Below are 19804 nucleotides of genomic sequence, written 5' to 3'. Positions count from 1 at the left end.
ATTTTATACCACAGGGTGCGCAGAAACGGAACCCGGAATCTGTATTCGCACCAGTGACATGGGCGCAGCCCCCTTGGAATCGGCTCGATGGGCTCCATTGTATAGACACAAGCCAGACATGCAGGCGCGGATTTGCGCCTCTCGTCTGTTAGAATCGCGTTTTTCAGGGTCGCAAAATGTACGCTTGCCACCCAATTCGTATCCGTAAGCGCCGCCGAGCGCAGAGAGAGCCTGTATGACCGTCAACCTCAAAACCCCCGAGGACATCGCTGGCATGCGTGTCGCCGGCAAACTGGCCGCCGATGTGCTGGAAATGATTGCCGAACATGTCAAACCGGGCGTGACCACTGATCAGCTCAACCAGATCTGCCATGACTACATCGTCAACGTGCAGCAGGCCATCCCTGCCCCGCTCAACTACAAGGGCTACCCGAAGTCGATCTGCACTTCGATCAACCATGTGGTCTGCCACGGCATTCCGAATGACAAGCCGCTGAAAAACGGCGACACCCTGAACATCGACGTCACAGTGATCAAGGACGGCTACCACGGCGACACCAGCCGCATGTTCCACGTCGGCGAAGTGCCGGTCTGGGCCGAGCGCCTGTCGCAGGTCACTCAGGAATGCATGTACAAGGCCATCGAGATCGTCAAACCTGGCTGCCGCCTCGGCGACATCGGTGAAGTGATCCAGAAGCACGCGGAAAAGAACGGTTTCTCGGTGGTGCGCGAGTTCTGCGGCCACGGCATCGGCAAGGTCTTCCACGAAGAGCCGCAGATCCTGCACTACGGTCGCGCCGGCACTGGCATGGAACTGAAGGCAGGCATGACCTTCACCATCGAGCCGATGATCAACCAGGGCAAGGCCGACACCAAGGTTCTCGGCGACGGCTGGACCGCGATTACCAAGGACCGCAAGCTCTCGGCACAGTGGGAACACACCCTGCTGGTCACCGACACCGGCTACGAGATCTTCACCTTGCGCAGCGATGACACCATCGCGCGCATCTCGGCCTGACACCCAGAACGCTCCCAGCCTATAGAAGGAAAGCCAATCGATGCCGCAGGTGGATCCCGAACTCTTCGACCGCGGCCAGTTCCAGGCTGAACTGGCCCTTAAAGCGAGTCCGATCGCGGCGTTCAAGAAGGCGATCCGCCAGGCTCGCGAGGTCCTTGACACGCGTTTTCGCAATGGCCGCGACATCCGCCGGCTGATCGAAGACCGCGCCTGGTTTGTCGACAATATCCTGCAAAAGGCCTGGGAGCAGTTCAACTGGAGCGAAGACGCCGACATCGCCCTTGTGGCAGTGGGCGGCTACGGTCGCGGCGAGCTGCATCCCTATTCCGACATTGATCTGCTGATCCTGCTCGACAGTGCCGACCACGAAGTTTTCCGCGATTCCATCGAGCGTTTTCTGACGCTGTTGTGGGACATCGGTCTGGAAGTCGGCCAGAGCGTGCGCTCGGTCGACGAATGCGCAGAAGAGGCCCGCGCCGATCTGACCGTCGTCACCAACCTGATGGAAAGCCGCACCATCTGCGGCCCCGAGCGTTTGCGCCAGCGCATGCTCGACGTCACCAGCACCGCGCACATGTGGCCGGCCAAGGAGTTCTTCCTGGCCAAGCGTGCCGAGCAAAAGGCCCGTCACCACAAATACAACGACACCGAATACAACCTCGAACCCAACGTCAAAGGATCGCCCGGCGGTCTGCGTGACATCCAGACGATCCTCTGGGTCGCCCGCAGACAGTACGGCACCCTGAACCTGCGCGCCCTCGCCGGCGAAGGCTTTCTGGTCGAAAGCGAAAACGCCCTGCTCGCCTCGTCCCAGGAATTCCTGTGGAAAGTGCGCTACGCCCTGCACATGCTCGCCGGCCGCTCCGAAGACCGCTTGCTGTTCGATCATCAACGCACCATTGCCGGCCTGCTTGGCTTTGAAGGAGACGACGCCAAACAGGCGGTCGAAAACTTCATGCAGCAGTATTTCCGCACCGTGATGAGCATCGCCCAACTGAGCGATCTGATCATCCAGCACTTCGAGGAAGTCATCCTCGCCCCGGAAGACGAAGCGCCGCCGCAACCGATCAATTCGCGCTTCCAGTTGCATGACGGTTACATCGAAGCGCGCAATGACAACGTGTTCCGCCGCACGCCGTTCGCCATGCTGGAGATTTTCGTGCTGATGGCCCAGCAGCCGGAAATCAAAGGCGTGCGCGCCGACACCATTCGTCTGCTGCGCGAACATCGTCATCTGATCGATGACAACTTCCGTAACGATATCCGCAACACCAGCCTGTTCATCGAGCTGTTCAAGTGCAAGATCGGCATCCATCGCAATCTGCGGCGAATGAACCGCTACGGCATTCTCGGCCGTTATCTGCCAGAGTTCGGCTTTATCGTCGGGCAGATGCAGCACGACCTGTTCCACATCTATACGGTCGATGCGCACACGCTGAACTTGATCAAGCACCTGCGCAAACTGCAGTACACCCAGGTCTCGGAGAAATTTCCGCTGGCCGCCAAGCTCATGGCCAAGTTGCCCAAACCTGAGCTGATCTACATGGCCGGCCTGTACCACGACATCGGCAAGGGCCGGCATGGCGATCACTCGGAGATTGGCGCGGTCGATGCCGAGGCGTTCTGCCAGCGCCATCAGTTGCCGGTGTGGGACAGCCGCCTGATCGTCTGGCTGGTGCAGAACCACCTGGTGATGTCCACCACTGCGCAGCGCAAGGATCTGTCCGACCCGCAGGTGATCCACGATTTCGCCCAGGCGGTCGGCGACGAAACGCGCCTCGACTACCTCTACGTGCTGACCGTGGCCGACATCAACGCGACCAATCCGACGCTGTGGAATTCATGGCGCGCCAGCCTGTTGCGCCAGCTCTACACCGAGACCAAACGAGCCCTGCGCCGGGGTCTGGAAAATCCGGTGGATCGCGAAGAGCAGATCCGCCAGACGCAAAGCGCGGCACTGGACATTCTGGTGCGCGGCGGCACCGACCCGGATGACGTCGAGCAACTGTGGGCGCAATTGGGCGATGACTATTTCCTGCGTCACACCGCCGGCGATGTAGCCTGGCACAGCGATGCGATCCTGCAGCAACCGGTGGATGGCGGGCCGCTGGTGCTGATCAAGGAAACCACCCAGCGCGAGTTCGAGGGCGGCACGCAGATCTTCATTTATGCACCGGACCAGCATGACTTCTTCGCCGTAACCGTGGCGGCGATGGACCAGCTCAACCTGAACATTCACGACGCCCGGGTCATCACCTCGAGCAGCCAGTTCACCCTCGACACCTACATCGTGCTCGACAACGAAGGCGAATCGATCGGCGACAACCCGGCGCGGATCAAGCAGATCCGCGAAGGCCTGACCGAAGCGCTGCGCAACCCGGACGACTACCCAACGATCATCCAGCGCCGTGTGCCGCGCCAGCTCAAACACTTCGCCTTCGCCCCGCAAGTAACGATCCACAACGACGCCCAACGTCCAGTGACCGTGCTAGAGCTGACCGCGCCTGACCGGCCGGGCCTGCTGGCGCGGGTCGGAGGGATTTTCCTCGAGTTCGACCTGTCGCTGCAGAACGCCAAGATTGCGACCCTGGGCGAGCGCGTGGAAGACGTGTTCTTCATCACCGACGCGCATAACCAGCCGCTGTCCGATCCGCTGCTATGCAGCCGTTTGCAGGATGCGATCGTCGAACAGCTGAGCGTCAATCAGGAACCGGATATCAAACTTTCGCGGATCAGTATCTGAATCACCCGTTTATCCCTGTGAATGCAGCCCATGCTTTCCTCCGGTACATACAATCCCCTGTGGCGAGGGGATTTATCCCCGTTCGGCTGCGAAGCAGTCGTAAAACCTGTGTATGCGGACATTCAGTTGAACCGCAGTGATGGTTTTGGGGCCGCTGCGCAGCCCAACGGGGATAAATCCCCTCGCCACAGAAAGCTCTTGAGCATTTAAAAGAGGCCCCCATGAACAACGCTCTGAACCAGCTCCAGCCGTACCCGTTCGAAAAGCTCCGCGCCCTGCTTGGCACCGTGACCCCGAACGCGGACAAACGCCCGATCGCCCTGTCGATCGGCGAGCCGAAACACCGTTCGCCGAGTTTTGTCGCCGAAGCGCTGGCGAACAATCTGGATCAGATGGCGGTGTACCCGACCACCCTCGGTATCCCGGCCCTGCGCGAAGCCATCGCCGGCTGGTGCGAGCGTCGTTTTGGCGTGCCGAACGGCTGGATCGATCCGGCGCGCAATGTGCTACCGGTCAACGGCACCCGTGAAGCGCTGTTCGCCTTCACCCAGACCGTGGTCAACCGTGGCGACGATGCGCTGGTGGTCAGCCCGAACCCGTTCTATCAGATCTACGAAGGCGCGGCGTTTCTCGCCGGGGCCAAGCCGCATTACCTGCCATGCCTGGATGAAAACGGCTTCAACCCGGACTTCGACGCGGTAGCACCGGATATCTGGCAGCGCTGCCAGATCCTGTTCCTGTGCTCGCCGGGCAATCCGACCGGCGCGCTGATTCCGGTCGATACCTTGAAGAAGTTGATCGCCCTCGCCGATCAGTACGACTTCGTGATTGCCGCCGACGAGTGCTACAGCGAACTGTACTTCGACGAACAGACGCCGCCGCCGGGCCTGCTGAGTGCTTGCGTCGAACTCGGCCGCAATGACTTCAAGCGCTGCGTGGTCTTTCACAGCCTGTCCAAGCGCTCCAACCTGCCGGGCCTGCGCTCAGGCTTTGTTGCCGGCGATGCCGACATCCTCAAGGGCTTCCTGCTCTATCGCACTTACCACGGCTGCGCGATGCCAGTGCAAACCCAACTGGCCAGCGTTGCCGCGTGGAATGACGAAGTGCATGTGCGCGCCAACCGTGCGCTGTATCGCGAGAAGTTCGATGCGGTGCTGAACATCCTCAGCCCGGTGCTGGACGTACAGCGTCCGGATGGCAGCTTCTATCTGTGGCCGAATGTGCAGGGCAATGATGCGGCGTTCTGCCGCGATCTGTTCGAGCAGGAACACGTGACCGTGGTGCCGGGCTCGTATCTCTCACGCGATGTCGATGGCGTCAATCCTGGCGCCGGCCGTGTGCGTATGGCACTGGTTGCGCCGCTGGCGGAATGCGTCGAAGCCGCCGAACGGATTCGTGACTTCATCACCCGCCAGAAGTGATCACGGAGCGCTTGCGGCAGTCCCCTGCTGCAAGCGCTCAACCGGTTATTTGACCTGGCCCAGATTGGCCTCGCTCAAATCCAGTTCCCCGAGCACTTCTCGCAACACGTCATCGCCGATCTGGTGCTGACGGCTCAGGCTGTAAAGCTCAAGACGCTGCGCGCGCAGCGCTTTCAAACGCAGGCGACGCTCAAGCAGATCCATCTGGAATGCCAGCGCCTGAGCCTCGGCAGAATCGTTGAACACATCAAGTTGATGGCGATATTCGGACATGATCCGCGCCTTGAGCTCCGCTGCCAGCGCTGCTTGAGCGGCATCCTGTGGGACCACTTCTTCGCTTTCCAGCGAGTGAATCGCCGCTTCGGCCGTCTTGCGCCAGGCGTCGCGCACTTCCTGACGACGCTTGTCGTCGGGACTTTTGTCGATGCCGCGCAGCAGCAAGGGCAGCGCGATACAGGCCGAGACCAGCGACAGCAGAATCACCCCGGCTGCAATGAAGATCAGCAAGTCGCGTTCAGGAAAAGCCTCGGCGCCGATCAGCATCGGCACCGACATCACGCCTGCCAGCGTCACCGCCCCGCGCACACCGCCCACCGTCAGCAACCAGCATGAACGCGCCGTCGGCACTTGCGTCAGCTCGCCCTTGCCGCGCAGTCGGCGCAGCAACACCGACAAGCGCCAGATGCTCTGCACCCAGATGAAGCGCAGCAGCACCAGCGCGACGAAAATCGCCAGCACATCGAGGCAGCGATAGAACAGCGTTGGCCACAGCGTCGGCTCATGGCTGACCACGGCCTTGATGATGTCTGGCAATTGCAGGCCAAGCAGCAGGAAGATCAAGCCATTGAACGCAAATTCGAGCAGCGCCCAAACGCTGCGGTTGAGCAGCCGCGTGCTGGTCTGGCGCGGCAGCAGGTCGAGCCAGCTTTGCATCATCCCCGCCGCCACCGCCGAAAGAATGCCCGAAGCGCCCAGACGTTCAGCCAGTACGTAAGCGGCGAACGGCAGCAGCAACATGAACACCACATGAGTGGCCGGATCGTCCCAGCCACGGGCGATCATCCACGCGCGCAGGCGTCCGACCAGCCAGCTCAACGCCACGCCGACCGCCAGACCACCGAGCGCCACCGCGACGAAGGTCAGACTGGCATTGGTCAACGAGAACACGCCCGTGACCGCTGCAGCGAGGGCGAATTTGAAGGTCACCAGGCCTGAGGCGTCATTCATCAGCGCCTCGCCCTGGAGGATGTGCATCAGCGGCGTGGGGAGACGGTTCTGCGAAATCGCTGAAACCGCTACGGCGTCCGTCGGTGACAAAACCGCTGCAAGGGCGAAGGCCACCGGCAGCGGAATCGTCGGCAACAGCCAATGAATGAAATAGCCGGCACCGACCACGGTGAACAGAACAAGGCCGACGGCCAGGGTCAGGATCGGTCCGCGCAATTGCCAGAAGGCGCGTTTGGGCATGCGCCAGCCATCGGAAAACAGCAGCGGCGGCAGGAACAGAAACAGGAACAATTCCGGGTCGAGGGCGACGTGCAGCCCCAGGGTCGGCCAGACGAGCAAGGCACCGGCGGCGATTTGCACCAGCGGCAATGGCAGCGGGATAACCCGCCCGACCAGTCGCGAGACGCTGACCAGCATCAGCAGGATCAGGACGGTGTAAGCAGTTTGCATAAAACGGAAATCTCAGGCGATCGACAGCGTTGAACTGCCATATTAGCGCCTTAGGCTGTGGCTGACCGTTGCACCTATGTCGCACGACCGCAAGCGACACCCTTGTGGGAGCGAGCCTGCTCGCGAAAGCGGTCGTTCAGCACACAGAGATATTGATTGATGTGGCCTCTTCGCGAGCAGGCTCGCTCCCACAGGTTTTACAGCGTTACGACAACCGTGGCCGACGAAACCGTCCGGTCATGGCATAATCCGTCACCATTTTTTTCCAGCACCTGTAAAGGGGGCGATTCCTTGGCCGTTTCAAGTAAAACGTTGCACCTTTTCGGCATCAAAGCCTGCGACACCATGAAAAAGGCGCGCACCTGGCTCGATGAACACGCTGTCAGTTATGACTTTCACGATTACAAGACCGCCGGCATTGACCGTGAGCACCTGACCCAATGGTGCGACGAGCACGGCTGGCAAACCGTGCTGAACCGCGCCGGCACGACCTTTCGCAAACTCGACGACGAACGCAAAGCCGATCTCGACCAAGCGAAAGCCATCGAACTGATGCTCGCACAACCCTCGATGATCAAGCGCCCGGTGCTCGATCTCGGTGACCGAACCCTGATTGGCTTCAAGCCAGATATCTACGCGGCCGCTCTGAAGTAAGCAGCCCGTCACTCTTTGTAGAGGTATTCACATGTCCAATTCCCTGTTCAGCATCGCCTTTGGTGTCGGCACCCAGAACCGTCAAGGCGCATGGCTGGAAGTGTTCTACGCCCAGCCACTGCTCAATCCTTCGGCCGAACTGGTCGCAGCGGTCGCGCCGATCCTCGGTTACACCGAAGGCAACCAGGCCATCACCTTCACCACCGCCCAGGCCGCGCAACTGGCTGAAGCCGTCAAAGGCATCGACGCTGTGCAAGGCAAGCTGCTGACTCGCCTGGCTGAAAGCCACAAGCCGTTGGTTGCCACGCTGCTGGCCGAAGACGCGCAACTGACCTCCACGCCTGAGGCCTACCTCAAGCTGCATCTGCTCTCGCACCGTCTGGTCAAGCCGCACGGCGTCAGCCTCGCCGGTATCTTCCCGCTGCTGCCGAACGTGGCGTGGACCAGCCAGGGCGCGATCGACCTGAGCGAACTGGCGGAAATGCAACTCGAAGCGCGTCTGCGCGGCGAACTGCTGGAAGTGTTCTCCGTGGACAAGTTCCCGAAGATGACCGACTACGTGGTACCGGCCGGCGTGCGTATCGCTGATGCCGCACGTCTGCGTCTGGGCGCCTACGTCGGCGAAGGCACCACCGTCATGCACGAAGGTTTCATCAACTTCAACGCCGGCACCGAAGGCCCGGGCATGATCGAAGGCCGCGTTTCCGCTGGCGTATTCGTCGGCAAGGGTTCGGACCTGGGCGGCGGTTGCTCGACCATGGGTACCCTGTCGGGCGGCGGCAACATCGTGATCAAGGTCGGTGAAGGCTGCCTGATCGGCGCCAACGCCGGTATCGGTATTCCGTTGGGCGACCGCAACACTGTGGAGTCGGGCCTGTACGTGACCGCTGGCACCAAGGTTGCGCTGCTCGACGAAAACAACAATCTGGTCAAGGTTGTGAAGGCGCGCGAGCTGGCTGGTCAGACTGATCTGCTGTTCCGTCGTAATTCGGAAACCGGTGCTGTGGAATGCAAGACCCACAAATCGGCGATCGAACTGAACGAAGCGCTGCACGCTCACAACTAAGCAGCACATCGACCTCCTGTGGGAGCGAGCCTGCTCGCGAAGCTTCTGGCGTCCTCAAGGACGCTGTCGCGAGCAGGCTCGCTCCCACAAGGTTTGGCGTACACCCCGCCCAATTTCACAGGGCTGAACCCATGATGATCCCCTCCCCGTGGCGCGCCGATTTCCCGGCCATCGCCGCGCTGCAACGGCAAGACCAGACCTATCTGGACAACGCCGCCACCACGCAAAAACCCCAGGCCCTGCTCGACGCACTGACGCATTACTACGCCAACGGCGCGGCCAATGTGCATCGTGCGCAACACCTGCCCGGTGCCCACGCGACACAAGCGTTCGAAGACAGCCGGCGCAAGGTTGGCCAGTGGCTGAATGCCGGTGACAGCGGGCAGATAATTTTCACGCACGGCGCCACCAGTGCCTTGAATCTGCTGGCTTACGGTCTTGAACATTTGTTCGAGCCGGGCGATGAGATTGTCATCAGCGCTCTGGAGCATCACGCCAACCTGTTGCCGTGGCAGCAACTGGCGCAACGCCGCAACCTGAAACTGGTGATCCTGCCGCTGGATGCCGACGGCCTGATCGACCTCGCCGCTGCCGTGCATCTGATCGGCCCGCGCACGCGTTTGCTGGCGGTCAGTCAGCTGTCCAACGTCCTTGGTGCCTGGCAACCGCTGACCGCTTTGCTCGGCATGGCCAAGGCGCAGAACGCGCTGACGGTAGTCGATGGCGCGCAAGGCGTGGTGCACGGCCGGCATGATGTGCAGGCGCTGGGTTGCGACTTCTATGTGTTTTCCAGCCACAAACTCTACGGCCCTGAGGGACTGGGCGTGCTGTTCGGACGCAACGCTGCGCTGGAGCAATTGCAGCCATGGCAGTTCGGCGGCGAGATGGTGCTGGACGCCAACTATCAGGATTCGCGCTTCCGCCCGGCGCCGTTGGGGTTCGAGGCTGGCACACCGCCAATCGCCAGTGTCATCGGCCTCGGAGCGACCCTCGACTACTTGGCCGGTTTGGATCAGGACGCCGTATCTGCCCATGAAGCGGCGCTGCACGACTATCTGTTGCGCGGCCTCGCTGCCCGCAATGGCATTCGCCTGCTCGGCAAGCCGCAACTGGCACTGGCCAGTTTTGTCGTTGAAGGCGTGCACAACGCTGATCTGGCGCATCTGCTCACCGAACAAGGCATCGCCGTACGCGCCGGGCATCACTGCGCCATGCCGTTGATGAAAAGCTTCGAACTGGCCGGCGCAATTCGCGTGTCGTTGGCGCTGTATAACGACTCGGAAGATCTGGAGCGCTTTTTCGAGGCGCTGGATCAGGCGCTGGAGTTGTTGCGATGAGCTTGCCGATTGAAGCGGCCGAAGCGCTGCAGACGTTTCAGAATACGGCGGGCTGGGAACAGCGCGCGCGGCTGTTAATGCAGTTTGGCGATCGCTTGCCGGCGCTGGATGACGCGCAAAAGTGCGAGGCCAATCGGGTGCACGGCTGTGAAAGTCAGGTGTGGCTGGTCGGGGATTTGCGCGACGGGCACTGGCAGTTCAAGGCGAGCAGCGATGCGCGGATGATTCGCGGGTTGGTGGCGTTGCTGCTGTTGCGGGTCAATGGCTTGTCGGCGGCGGAGTTGCAGCAGGTGGATCTGCCGGAGTGGTTCAATCAGCTGGGACTGTCGCGGCAGTTGTCGCCTTCGCGCAGTAATGGCCTGAATGCGGTGCTCCAGCGGATGAATGAGTTGGCGCGCTAATCGCCTTCGCGAGCAGGCTCGCTCCCACAATGGAAATGCATTTCCCTGTGGGAGCGAGCCTGCTCGCGAAGAGGCCCTCATTAATACCTTCAGGCTTGAGGCTTGACCCGGTCCGAAGGGCGCCGCACCCCCGCCACAATCTTGTCCACAGCCTTGGTCGCCGCGACCATGCCAAATGTCGCGGTAACCATCATCACCGCGCCAAACCCGCCGGCGCAGTCGAGCTTCACGCCGTCGCCGACAAAACTTTTCTGCAGACAAATGCTGCCATCCGGTTTCGGGTAGCGCAGCTGTTCGGTGGAAAACACACACGGCACGCTGTAGTGACGGGTCACGGTGCGGGAGAAGCCGTAGTCCCGGCGCAACGTCGAACGGACTTTCGAGGCCAGCGGATCGTTGAAGGTGCGGTTCAAGTCGCAAACCTGAATCAGCGTCGGGTCGATCTGCCCGCCCGCGCCGCCGGTGGTGATGATCTGGATCTTGCGGCGTTTGCACCAGGCGATCAGCGCCGCTTTGGCGTTCACCGCATCGATGCAGTCGATCACGCAGTCGATGTTCGGCGTGATGTATTCGGCCATGGTGTCGCGGGTGACGAAATCGGCCACGGCGTGCACCGTGCAATCGGGGTTGATCCCGCGCAGGCGCTCGGCCATCACCTCGACCTTGGGTTTGCCGACAGTGCTGTCCAAGGCGTGCAACTGACGGTTGGCATTGCTGACGCAGACGTCGTCGAGGTCGAACAACGAAATCTCGCCAACTCCGCAACGGGCCATGGCTTCCGCCGCCCAGGAACCGACGCCACCAACGCCGACGATCGCCACATGGGCGGCGCGCAAGCGTTCCAGGCCCTCGATGCCATACAACCGGGCGATGCCTGCAAACCGCGGATCTTCTGTACTCATGACCATTACCCCAAAAACCGGCGCGCATTATAGGGCTACGCAGCGACAAGTTTTAAGCTGCAAGCGACAAGTGTAAGAACTTAAGTCAGAGACGGCTGCCCAATGTCAGGCATTTTCCCGTCAGTTGTACGACTGGTTAACCGCCGGTGTAGGATGCGCGCCCCTCGGGCGTCTATCCGACCGATCCTTCGTTCCACAGCCTTTGGAACCCGAAACAGCTATGTCATCGCGTAAATTTGGACTCAACCTGGTGGTGGTGCTGGCCATCGCTGCCTTGTTCACCGGTTTCTGGGCGCTGGTCAATCGCCCGGTCACGGCGCCGAACTGGCCGCAGCAAATCTCCGGCTTCTCGTATTCGCCATTCCAGCAAGGCCAATTCCCACAGAAGGATCAGTATCCGTCTGACGATGAAATGCGCCGTGACCTGGAAATCATGAGCAAGCTGACCGACAACATCCGTATCTATTCGGTCGACGGTTCGCTGGGAGACATCCCGAAACTGGCGGAGGAATTCGGCCTGCGCGTCACCCTCGGTATCTGGATCAGCCCGGACCAGGAACGCAACGAACGGGAAATCACCAAAGCCATCGAACTGGCCAACACCTCGCGCAGCGTCGTGCGCGTGGTGGTCGGCAACGAAGCGCTGTTTCGTGAAGAAATCACCCCGGAAGCCCTGATCGTTCTGCTGGATCGAGTGCGCGCTGCGGTCAAAGTACCGGTGACCACTTCCGAGCAATGGCACATCTGGGAGAAATACCCGCAACTGGCCAAACATGTCGATTTGATCGCCGCCCACGTCTTGCCCTACTGGGAATTCATTCCGGTGGACAAGGCCGGCCAGTTCGTCTTCGACCGCGCCCGCGATCTGAAAAAACTCTTTCCGAAAAAACCGCTGCTGCTGTCCGAGGTAGGCTGGCCGAGCAACGGTCGCATGCGCGGTGGCGCCGATGCCTCGCCGGCAGATCAGGCGATTTACCTGCGCACACTGGTCAACAAGCTCAATCGCCAAGGCTTCAACTACTTCGTGATCGAAGCGTTTGACCAACCGTGGAAGGCCAGCGACGAAGGTTCGGTCGGCGCCTACTGGGGCGTGTTCAACGCCGCGCGTCAGCAGAAATTCAATTTCGAAGGCCCGGTGGTGGCGATTCCACAATGGCGCGTGCTGGCCATCGGCTCGGTGGTGCTGGCGCTGCTGTCGCTGACCCTGCTGATGATCGACGGCTCGGCCCTGCGCCAGCGCGGTCGTACGTTCCTGACCTTTATCGCGTTCCTCTGCGGCTCGGTGCTGGTGTACATCGGTTACGACTACAGCCAGCAATACAGCACGTGGTTCAGCCTCACGGTCGGATTCCTCCTGGCGCTCGGTGCGCTCGGGGTATTCATCGTCCTGCTCACCGAGGCCCATGAACTGGCCGAAGCGGTGTGGATTCACAAGCGCCGGCGGGAATTCCTGCCGGTGCTGGGCGATTCCGACTACCGGCCGAAAGTGTCGATCCACGTGCCGTGCTACAACGAGCCGCCAGAGATGGTCAAACAGACCCTCGATGCCCTGGCCGCGCTCGACTATCCGGATTTCGAAGTCCTGATCATCGACAACAACACCAAGGATCCGGCGGTGTGGGAACCGGTGCGCGATTACTGCGCAACCCTTGGCCCGCGCTTCAAGTTTTTCCACGTTTCGCCGCTGGCCGGTTTCAAGGGCGGCGCGCTGAATTATCTGATCCCGCACACCGCCAAGGATGCCGAAGTCATTGCCGTGATCGACTCCGATTACTGCGTGCACCCGAACTGGCTCAAGCACATGGTGCCGCACTTCGCCGACCCGAAAATCGCCGTGGTGCAGTCACCGCAGGATTATCGCGACCAGAACGAAAGCACCTTCAAGAAGCTCTGCTACGCCGAATACAAGGGCTTCTTCCATATCGGCATGGTCACTCGCAACGACCGTGACGCGATCATTCAGCACGGCACCATGACCATGACCCGCCGTTCCGTGCTGGAAGAATTGGGCTGGGCTGACTGGTGCATCTGTGAAGACGCCGAACTCGGTTTGCGCGTGTTCGAGAAAGGCCTGTCGGCGGCGTATTACCACGACAGCTACGGCAAGGGCCTGATGCCGGATACCTTCATCGACTTCAAGAAACAGCGTTTCCGCTGGGCCTATGGCGCGATCCAGATCATCAAGCGCCACACCCGCAGCCTGCTGCGCGGCAAGGACACCGAACTGACCCGTGGTCAGCGTTATCACTTCCTCGCCGGTTGGCTGCCGTGGGTTGCCGATGGCATGAACATCTTCTTCACCGTTGGCGCGCTGTTGTGGTCGGCGGCGATGATCATCGTGCCGCAACGGGTCGATCCACCGTTGCTGATTTTCGCAATCCCGCCGCTGGCGCTGTTCGTGTTCAAGGTCGGCAAGATCATCTTCCTCTACCGTCGCGCCGTCGGCGTGAATCTGAAAGATGCGTTCTGCGCGGCACTGGCCGGGCTGGCGTTGTCGCACACCATCGCCAAGGCGGTGCTGTACGGTTTCTTCACCAGCAGCATTCCGTTTTTCCGCACGCCGAAAAACGCTGACAACCACGGTTTCTGGGTGGCGATCAGCGAGGCTCGCGAGGAGCTGTTCATCATGCTGTTGCTGTGGGGTGCGGCGCTGGGGATTTTCCTGGTGCAGGGCATTCCGAGCAATGACATGCGCTTCTGGGTAACCATGTTGCTGGTGCAGTCGCTGCCGTATCTGGCGGCGCTGATCATGGCGTTCCTGTCGTCGCTGCCCAAACCTGTGGCCAAGGCTGAGCCGGCACCGGTCGTCTAAATCCGCAACGCAGCACTAAACGGCGGCCAATGGTCGCCGTTTTGCTTTAAGATAACCGCCATTTTGCGGGGCTTGGCGTGATAACCGGTCTGACTGACCACCCCTGTCCCTTGTGGGAGCGAGCCTGCTCGCGAAGGCGTTGTAACATTCAACCTTTAAGGTGCTTGGTAGACCGCTTTCGCGAGCAGGCTCGCTCCCACATGAGAAGCCCAAGCTCACACCCCATGATCCCGGAGTTTTCCATGACGGCCCACGCCGACCTATCGCCGACCCTTCAACTGGCCATCGACCTGATCCGCCGTCCTTCCGTGACCCCGGTCGATGCCGACTGCCAGAAGCAGATGATGCAGCGCCTGGGCGATGCCGGTTTCACCCTGGAGCCGATGCGCATCGAAGATGTGGATAACTTCTGGGCCACTCACGGCAACAACGACGGTCCGGTGCTGTGCTTCGCCGGTCACACCGACGTGGTGCCGACCGGTCCGGTTACCGCATGGCAGATCGATCCGTTCAATGCCGTGATCGACGAACATGGCATGCTCTGCGGCCGTGGCGCGGCAGACATGAAAGGCAGCCTGGCATCGATGACCGTCGCCGCTGAACGTTTCGTAGCCGACTATCCGAACCATAAAGGCAAGGTCGCTTTCCTGATCACCAGCGATGAAGAAGGCCCGGCGCATCACGGCACCAAGGCTGTGGTCGAACGTCTGGTCGCGCGCAAGGAGCGTCTGGACTGGTGCATCGTTGGCGAGCCGTCGAGCACTACGCTGGTCGGCGATGTGGTGAAAAACGGCCGTCGCGGTTCCCTCGGCGCCAAGCTGACGGTCAAAGGCGTGCAGGGCCACGTGGCCTACCCGCATCTGGCGAAGAACCCGATCCACCTCGCCGCTCCGGCGCTGGCAGAGCTGGCCGCCGAGCACTGGGACCACGGCAACGATTTCTTCCCGCCGACCAGTTTCCAGATTTCCAACCTCAATTCCGGCACCGGCGCGACCAATGTGATCCCGGGTGATCTGGTGGCGGTGTTCAACTTCCGTTTTTCCACCGAATCGACCGTCGAAGGCCTGCAGAAACGCGTTGCCGATATTCTCGACAAGCATGGTCTGGACTGGCACATCGACTGGGCGCTGTCCGGCCTGCCGTTCCTCACCGAACCGGGCGCGCTGCTCGATGCGGTATCGTCGAGCATCAAGGACATCACCGGTCGCGAGACCAAGGCGTCGACCAGCGGCGGCACCTCCGATGGCCGCTTCATCGCGACCATGGGCACGCAAGTGGTTGAACTTGGCCCGGTCAACGCGACCATCCACCAGGTCAACGAGCGCGTGCTGGCAGCCGATCTCGACGTGCTGACGGAAATCTATTACCAGACCCTGATCAAGTTGCTCGCCTGATGCTCGCGTGCCCGATCTGCAGTGAGCCGCTCAATGCGGTGGACAACGGCGTGGTCTGCCCCGCTGGGCATCGGTTCGACCGTGCGCGCCAGGGTTATCTGAACCTGTTGCCGGTGCAGCACAAGAACAGCCGCGACCCGGGCGACAATCAGGCCATGGTCGAGGCGCGGCGTGATTTCCTCAACGCCGGGCATTACGCGCCAGTGGCAAAGCGTCTGGCTGAATTGGCGGCGAGTTATGCGCCGGAGCGCTGGGTCGATATCGGTTGTGGCGAGGGTTACTACACCGCGCAAATCGCCGAAGCTTTGCCCAATGCGGATGGCTATGCACTGGACATTTCCCGTGAAGCCGTCAAACGCGCCTGCAAGCGCAACCCGGCAATTACCTGGTTGATTGCCAGCATGGCCCGCGTGCCATTGGCTTCAGGCAGTTGCCAGTTTCTCGCCAGCGTCTTCAGTCCGTTGGATTGGGAGGAAGCCAAGCGTCTGCTCAGCGTCGGCGGCGGCCTGATGAAAGTCGGCCCGACCCGTGGCCATCTGATGGAATTGCGCGAACGCCTGTACGACGAAGTGCGCGAGTACACCGACGACAAGCACCTGGCCCTGGTGCCGGAAGGCATGGTTTTGGCGCACAGCGAAACCCTGGAATTCAAGCTGACCCTGGACAAGCCCGAGGACCGCGCCAACCTGTTGGCGATGACGCCTCACGGCTGGCGTGCCAGTGCCGAGCGTCGTGCGGCGGTGATCGAACAGGCCGAGCCGTTCGAGACCACCGTGTCGATGCGCTACGATTATTTCGTTCTTCAATAACTTTTGGTCTCGGGCACAGACCCGGGGCCGGCTAAATCCGCGAATGGATTTTTCAGACCCGCAGTGAGGACATCCATGCGCCAACCGGACATCGAGATTTACCTGAAAGACGCCGACGTCGACCACAAGGCCATCGCCGCCTGGCTCGGCCAAGCGCTTGGCCCGTGCAGCGACTGGGTACAGAAAGGCCGGACGTACAAGTGCAAGGCCGGCAACGTGCCGGTGACCTGGCTGCCGAAAGCCGTGGGCAAGTGGAACAGCCTGTTCCTGGAAAGCGACCAGACCCCCTGGGACGACGACATCGCCTGCGCCCGCGCAGCCTTTGCCGCGCTGAACGTCGAAGTGCGTTGCGCACCGGGGACGTGGGTCGAAGAAGAAGGTGAAGAAACCGCCGATCGCTGGATTCGCATCAGCGAAGACGGAGAAGAAGAGATCAACTGGAAGACCGTGTAATCAGGTCAACGTAGAGCCCATGTGGGAGCGAGCCTGCTCGCGAATGCGCAGTGTCAGTCGATATGAATGGTGACTGATACACCGCATTCGCGAGCAGGCTCGCTCCCACAGTGGTTTTGGCGTTCTGGAGGTTTGTGTTACAGGCCTACAACATCCTCAGCCTGCAACCCCTTCTCGCCGGTGATCACCGCGTACTCAACCTGTTGACCTTCGGTCAGCGAGCGGTGCCCTTCACCGCGAATCGCGCGGTAGTGCACGAACACGTCCACGCCGTCGTCGCGCTGGATAAAGCCATAGCCTTTGGCGTCGTTGAACCACTTCACGTTGCCGGTTTCGCGTGTTGCCATCTGTTCATACTCCTTTTTTATTATTGAACGGGCTTTTCGCAGGAAAGCCTTAGAGGAACGTCAGCCTGCGTCCGACGTCCATGACAGGGCACCGGCAACAGAGCGCCGAGTATATGACAGGTGCGGAAACTCTCAACAGGAGATTACTTCGGCGCTTTTTTGCCGATTTTCGCCTAATACGGCAAACTGTCCGCCCCGAGCGCCTGCTCGGTTTTATCCACTCACGCAGAAGCCGTATGACCCGTTCCCCGTTCCGCCGTCTTGTGTTTGGCACCCTGCGCCGCCTGTTGTATCTCTGGGTTCGCTCCGAGACCATCAATCAGTCGTCGTTCACTCTTAACCTCGACCGCAGTCGTCCGGTGTTCTACGTCCTGCAAAACCCTTCGCTGACCGATCTGGCGGTGGTTGACACCGAGTGCACCAAGGCCGGTCTGCCACGCCCGGTGCTGGCGGTGTCGGTGGGTTCACTCATCGAACCAGCGGCGTTTTTCTATTTGACGCCGGACCCGGACTGGCTCGGCCGCCAGGACAAACGCGGTGCGCCGCCGACCCTCACCCGCCTGGTCAGCGCGCTGACGCAGAACGCTGCCGAAGACGCGCAGATCATTCCGGTCAGCGTGTTCTGGGGCCAGTCGCCAGACAGCGAAAACAGTCCGTGGAAACTGTTGTTCGCCGACAGCTGGGCAGTCACCGGACGCCTGCGCCGGCTGCTGAGCATTATCGTCCTCGGGCGTAAAACCCGCGTGCAGTTTTCCGCGCCGATCCACCTGCGCGAACTGATCGATCACAACAAGGGTCATGAGCGCACCGTGCGCATGGCCCAGCGCATCCTGCGCGTGCACTTCCGCAACCTCAAAGCTGCGGTGATCGGCCCGGACATTTCCCACCGGCGCAATCTGGTCAAAGGCCTGCTCAATCAGCCGCTGGTCAAACAGGCGATCCTCGACGAAGCCGAGCGCGAAAAAATCTCCCCGGAAAAAGCCAAGGCCCAGGCCCTGCGCTATGGCAACGAGATTGCTTCGGACTACACCTACACCGCGATCCGTTTTCTCGAAGTGGTGCTGAGCTGGTTCTGGAACAAGATCTACGACGGCATCAAGGTCAATCACATCGAAGGTGTGCAGAACGTCGCGCAGGGTCACGAAGTGATTTACGTGCCGTGCCATCGCAGCCACATCGATTACCTGCTGCTTTCCTATCTGCTGTTCCGCAACGGCCTGACCCCGCCGCACATCGCCGCCGGGATCAACCTGAACATGCCGGTGATCGGCAGCCTGCTGCGTCGCGGCGGTGCGTTCTTCATGCGCCGCACATTCAAGGGCAATCCGTTGTACACCTCGGTGTTCAACGAATACCTGCACACGCTGTTCACCAAAGGTTTCCCGGTGGAGTATTTCGTCGAGGGCGGGCGCTCGCGCACCGGGCGCATGCTGCAACCGAAAACCGGCATGCTCGCGATCACCCTGCGCAGTTTCCTGCGTTCGTCGCGGATGCCGATCGTGTTCGTGCCGGTGTACATCGGATACGAGCGCGTGCTCGAAGGCCGCACCTACCTCGGTGAGCTGCGCGGCGCGAGCAAAAAGAAAGAGTCGATCTTCGATATTTTCAAAGTGATCGGCGCGCTCAAGCAGCGCTTCGGTCAGGTCGCGGTCAACTTCGGCGAGCCGATCAAACTGGCGGAATTCCTTGACGCCGAGCAACCGGACTGGCGCCAGCAGGAACTCGGCCCGCAATTCAAACCGGCGTGGCTCAACGAAACCACCAACCGCCTCGGCGAGAAAGTCGCCCGGCACCTCAACGAAGCGGCGGCGATCAATCCAGTGAATCTGGTAGCGCTGGCCCTGCTGTCGACCACGCGTCTGGCCCTGGATGATCGAGCCATGGCGCGGGTGCTTGACTTGTATCTCGCGCTGCTGCGCAAAGTCCCTTATTCGCCGCACACCACCTTGCCGGAAGGCGACGGCCGTGCGCTGATCGAGCATGTGAAAGACATGGATCTGCTCGCCGAGCAGAACGATGCGCTGGGCAAGATTCTGTATCTGGACGAGCAGAACGCGGTCCTGATGACTTACTACCGCAACAACGTCCTGCACATCTTCGCCCTGCCGTCGTTGCTGGCGAGTTTCTTCCAGAGCACCTCGCGCATGAGCCGCGAGCAGATCCTGCGCTACACCCGCGCGCTGTATCCGTACCTGCAATCGGAATTGTTCATCCGCTGGAGCCTGGACGAACTCGACGCGGTGATCGATCAGTGGCTGGAAGCGTTCGTCGAGCAGGGCCTGCTGCGTTTCGAGAAAGACGTTTACCTGCGCCCGGCACCGAGTTCGCGGCATTTCGTGCTGCTGACGCTGCTGTCGAAAAGCATCGCGCAGACCCTGCAGCGGTTCTACATGACCGTATCTTTGCTGCTCAACAGCGGCCAGAACAGCATCAGCGCCGAAGAGCTGGAAGACCTCTGCACAGTGATGGCCCAGCGTCTGTCGATCCTCCATGGCCTGAATGCGCCGGAATTCTTCGACAAGAGCCTGTTCCGCCACTTCATCCAGACCTTGCTCGACCTCGACGTCCTGCGCCGCGACGAAGCCGGCAAGCTCAGCTACCACGAACTGCTTGGCGAGCTGGCCGAAGGCGCGGCCAAACGCGTGTTGCCGGCGGAGATTCGCCTGTCGATCCGCCAGGTCGCGCTGCACCGCAGTGAAGATGCGGCGGATCAGATCACGCCACAGCCTGAGGCTTGAAGCCTTACCCCTGTGGGAGTGAGCCTGTTCGC

General features: G+C 61.0%; 15 protein-coding genes. 12 read left to right on the top strand and 3 right to left on the bottom strand.

Annotated elements, in window-relative coordinates; genetic code table 11:
* Positions 1-235: 235 nt before the first annotated feature.
* The 3 genes from map (at position 236) to dapC (ending at position 5182) form a co-directional block, all read left to right on the top strand.
* Positions 236-1018 carry a type I methionyl aminopeptidase gene (map, locus tag AB9L16_RS04990; RefSeq protein ID WP_056783207.1) on the top strand — a complete coding sequence of 261 codons (783 nt, stop codon included), beginning with the start codon at positions 236-238 and terminating at the stop codon, positions 1016-1018.
* A 40-nt stretch (positions 1019-1058) separates the two neighbouring features.
* The gene (locus AB9L16_RS04985; protein WP_016771478.1) at positions 1059-3761 is read left to right on the top strand and encodes a [protein-PII] uridylyltransferase; all 2703 of its coding nucleotides are present in this window, start codon (positions 1059-1061) and stop codon (positions 3759-3761) included.
* A 221-nt stretch (positions 3762-3982) separates the two neighbouring features.
* Positions 3983-5182 carry a succinyldiaminopimelate transaminase gene (dapC, locus tag AB9L16_RS04980; RefSeq protein ID WP_375123189.1) on the top strand — a complete coding sequence of 400 codons (1200 nt, stop codon included), beginning with the start codon at positions 3983-3985 and terminating at the stop codon, positions 5180-5182.
* A gap of 45 nt (positions 5183-5227) precedes the next feature.
* Here the strand turns inward: dapC and AB9L16_RS04975 are convergent, their stop codons facing one another.
* On the bottom strand, positions 5228-6859 hold the full coding sequence (locus tag AB9L16_RS04975) for a Na+/H+ antiporter (RefSeq protein WP_375123188.1): 1632 nt from the start codon (positions 6857-6859) through the stop codon (positions 5228-5230).
* A gap of 291 nt (positions 6860-7150) precedes the next feature.
* Between AB9L16_RS04975 and AB9L16_RS04970 the strand changes: the two genes are divergently transcribed.
* The 4 genes from AB9L16_RS04970 to AB9L16_RS04955 all read left to right on the top strand — a co-directional run bounded on the left by AB9L16_RS04970 (position 7151) and on the right by AB9L16_RS04955 (position 10317).
* The gene (locus AB9L16_RS04970; RefSeq protein ID WP_038860603.1) at positions 7151-7513 is read left to right on the top strand and encodes an ArsC family reductase; all 363 of its coding nucleotides are present in this window, start codon (positions 7151-7153) and stop codon (positions 7511-7513) included.
* A 31-nt stretch (positions 7514-7544) separates the two neighbouring features.
* On the top strand, positions 7545-8579 hold the full coding sequence (gene dapD / locus AB9L16_RS04965) for a 2,3,4,5-tetrahydropyridine-2,6-dicarboxylate N-succinyltransferase (protein WP_041478134.1): 1035 nt from the start codon (positions 7545-7547) through the stop codon (positions 8577-8579).
* Between the two features lie 131 nt (positions 8580-8710).
* Complete coding sequence (locus AB9L16_RS04960; RefSeq protein WP_056783198.1) at positions 8711-9916, top strand: aminotransferase class V-fold PLP-dependent enzyme; 1206 nt, start codon at positions 8711-8713, stop codon at positions 9914-9916.
* A complete protein-coding gene (locus AB9L16_RS04955) occupies positions 9913-10317 on the top strand; it encodes a SufE family protein (RefSeq protein ID WP_375123187.1) in 405 nt (134 codons plus the stop codon). Before AB9L16_RS04960 ends, AB9L16_RS04955 begins: the two co-directional genes overlap by 4 nt.
* A gap of 89 nt (positions 10318-10406) precedes the next feature.
* Here the strand turns inward: AB9L16_RS04955 and tcdA are convergent, their stop codons facing one another.
* Entirely contained in the window at positions 10407-11225 is an 819-nt protein-coding gene (gene tcdA / locus AB9L16_RS04950; RefSeq protein ID WP_071174533.1) for a tRNA cyclic N6-threonylcarbamoyladenosine(37) synthase TcdA, read from the bottom strand.
* A gap of 214 nt (positions 11226-11439) precedes the next feature.
* Between tcdA and AB9L16_RS04945 the strand changes: the two genes are divergently transcribed.
* The 4 genes from AB9L16_RS04945 to AB9L16_RS04930 all read left to right on the top strand — a co-directional run bounded on the left by AB9L16_RS04945 (position 11440) and on the right by AB9L16_RS04930 (position 16687).
* A complete protein-coding gene (locus AB9L16_RS04945) occupies positions 11440-14031 on the top strand; it encodes a glycosyltransferase (protein ID WP_056783195.1) in 2592 nt (863 codons plus the stop codon).
* 242 nt (positions 14032-14273) lie between these two features.
* The gene (gene dapE / locus AB9L16_RS04940) at positions 14274-15425 is read left to right on the top strand and encodes a succinyl-diaminopimelate desuccinylase (protein WP_258707662.1); all 1152 of its coding nucleotides are present in this window, start codon (positions 14274-14276) and stop codon (positions 15423-15425) included.
* On the top strand, positions 15425-16234 hold the full coding sequence (locus AB9L16_RS04935) for a putative RNA methyltransferase (RefSeq protein ID WP_323620725.1): 810 nt from the start codon (positions 15425-15427) through the stop codon (positions 16232-16234). The genes dapE and AB9L16_RS04935 overlap by 1 nt, the downstream gene beginning before the upstream one ends.
* 75 nt (positions 16235-16309) lie before the next feature.
* Complete coding sequence (locus tag AB9L16_RS04930) at positions 16310-16687, top strand: hypothetical protein (protein ID WP_375123186.1); 378 nt, start codon at positions 16310-16312, stop codon at positions 16685-16687.
* 137 nt (positions 16688-16824) lie between these two features.
* Here the strand turns inward: AB9L16_RS04930 and AB9L16_RS04925 are convergent, their stop codons facing one another.
* Positions 16825-17034, bottom strand: coding sequence for a cold-shock protein (locus AB9L16_RS04925; protein ID WP_016771489.1), 210 nt, complete (start codon positions 17032-17034; stop codon positions 16825-16827).
* A gap of 236 nt (positions 17035-17270) precedes the next feature.
* Here AB9L16_RS04925 and plsB point away from each other — a divergent pair, with 236 nt between their 5' ends.
* Positions 17271-19772 carry a glycerol-3-phosphate 1-O-acyltransferase PlsB gene (gene plsB / locus AB9L16_RS04920; protein WP_122610711.1) on the top strand — a complete coding sequence of 834 codons (2502 nt, stop codon included), beginning with the start codon at positions 17271-17273 and terminating at the stop codon, positions 19770-19772.
* Positions 19773-19804 lie beyond the last annotated feature (32 nt).

This window comes from Pseudomonas sp. LW8 (assembly GCF_041956865.1).
Lineage (GTDB): Bacteria > Pseudomonadota > Gammaproteobacteria > Pseudomonadales > Pseudomonadaceae > Aquipseudomonas > Aquipseudomonas siliginis.
Note: the sequence above shows the minus strand (reverse complement) of the source record. Positions and strands in the feature narration are given on the sequence as shown.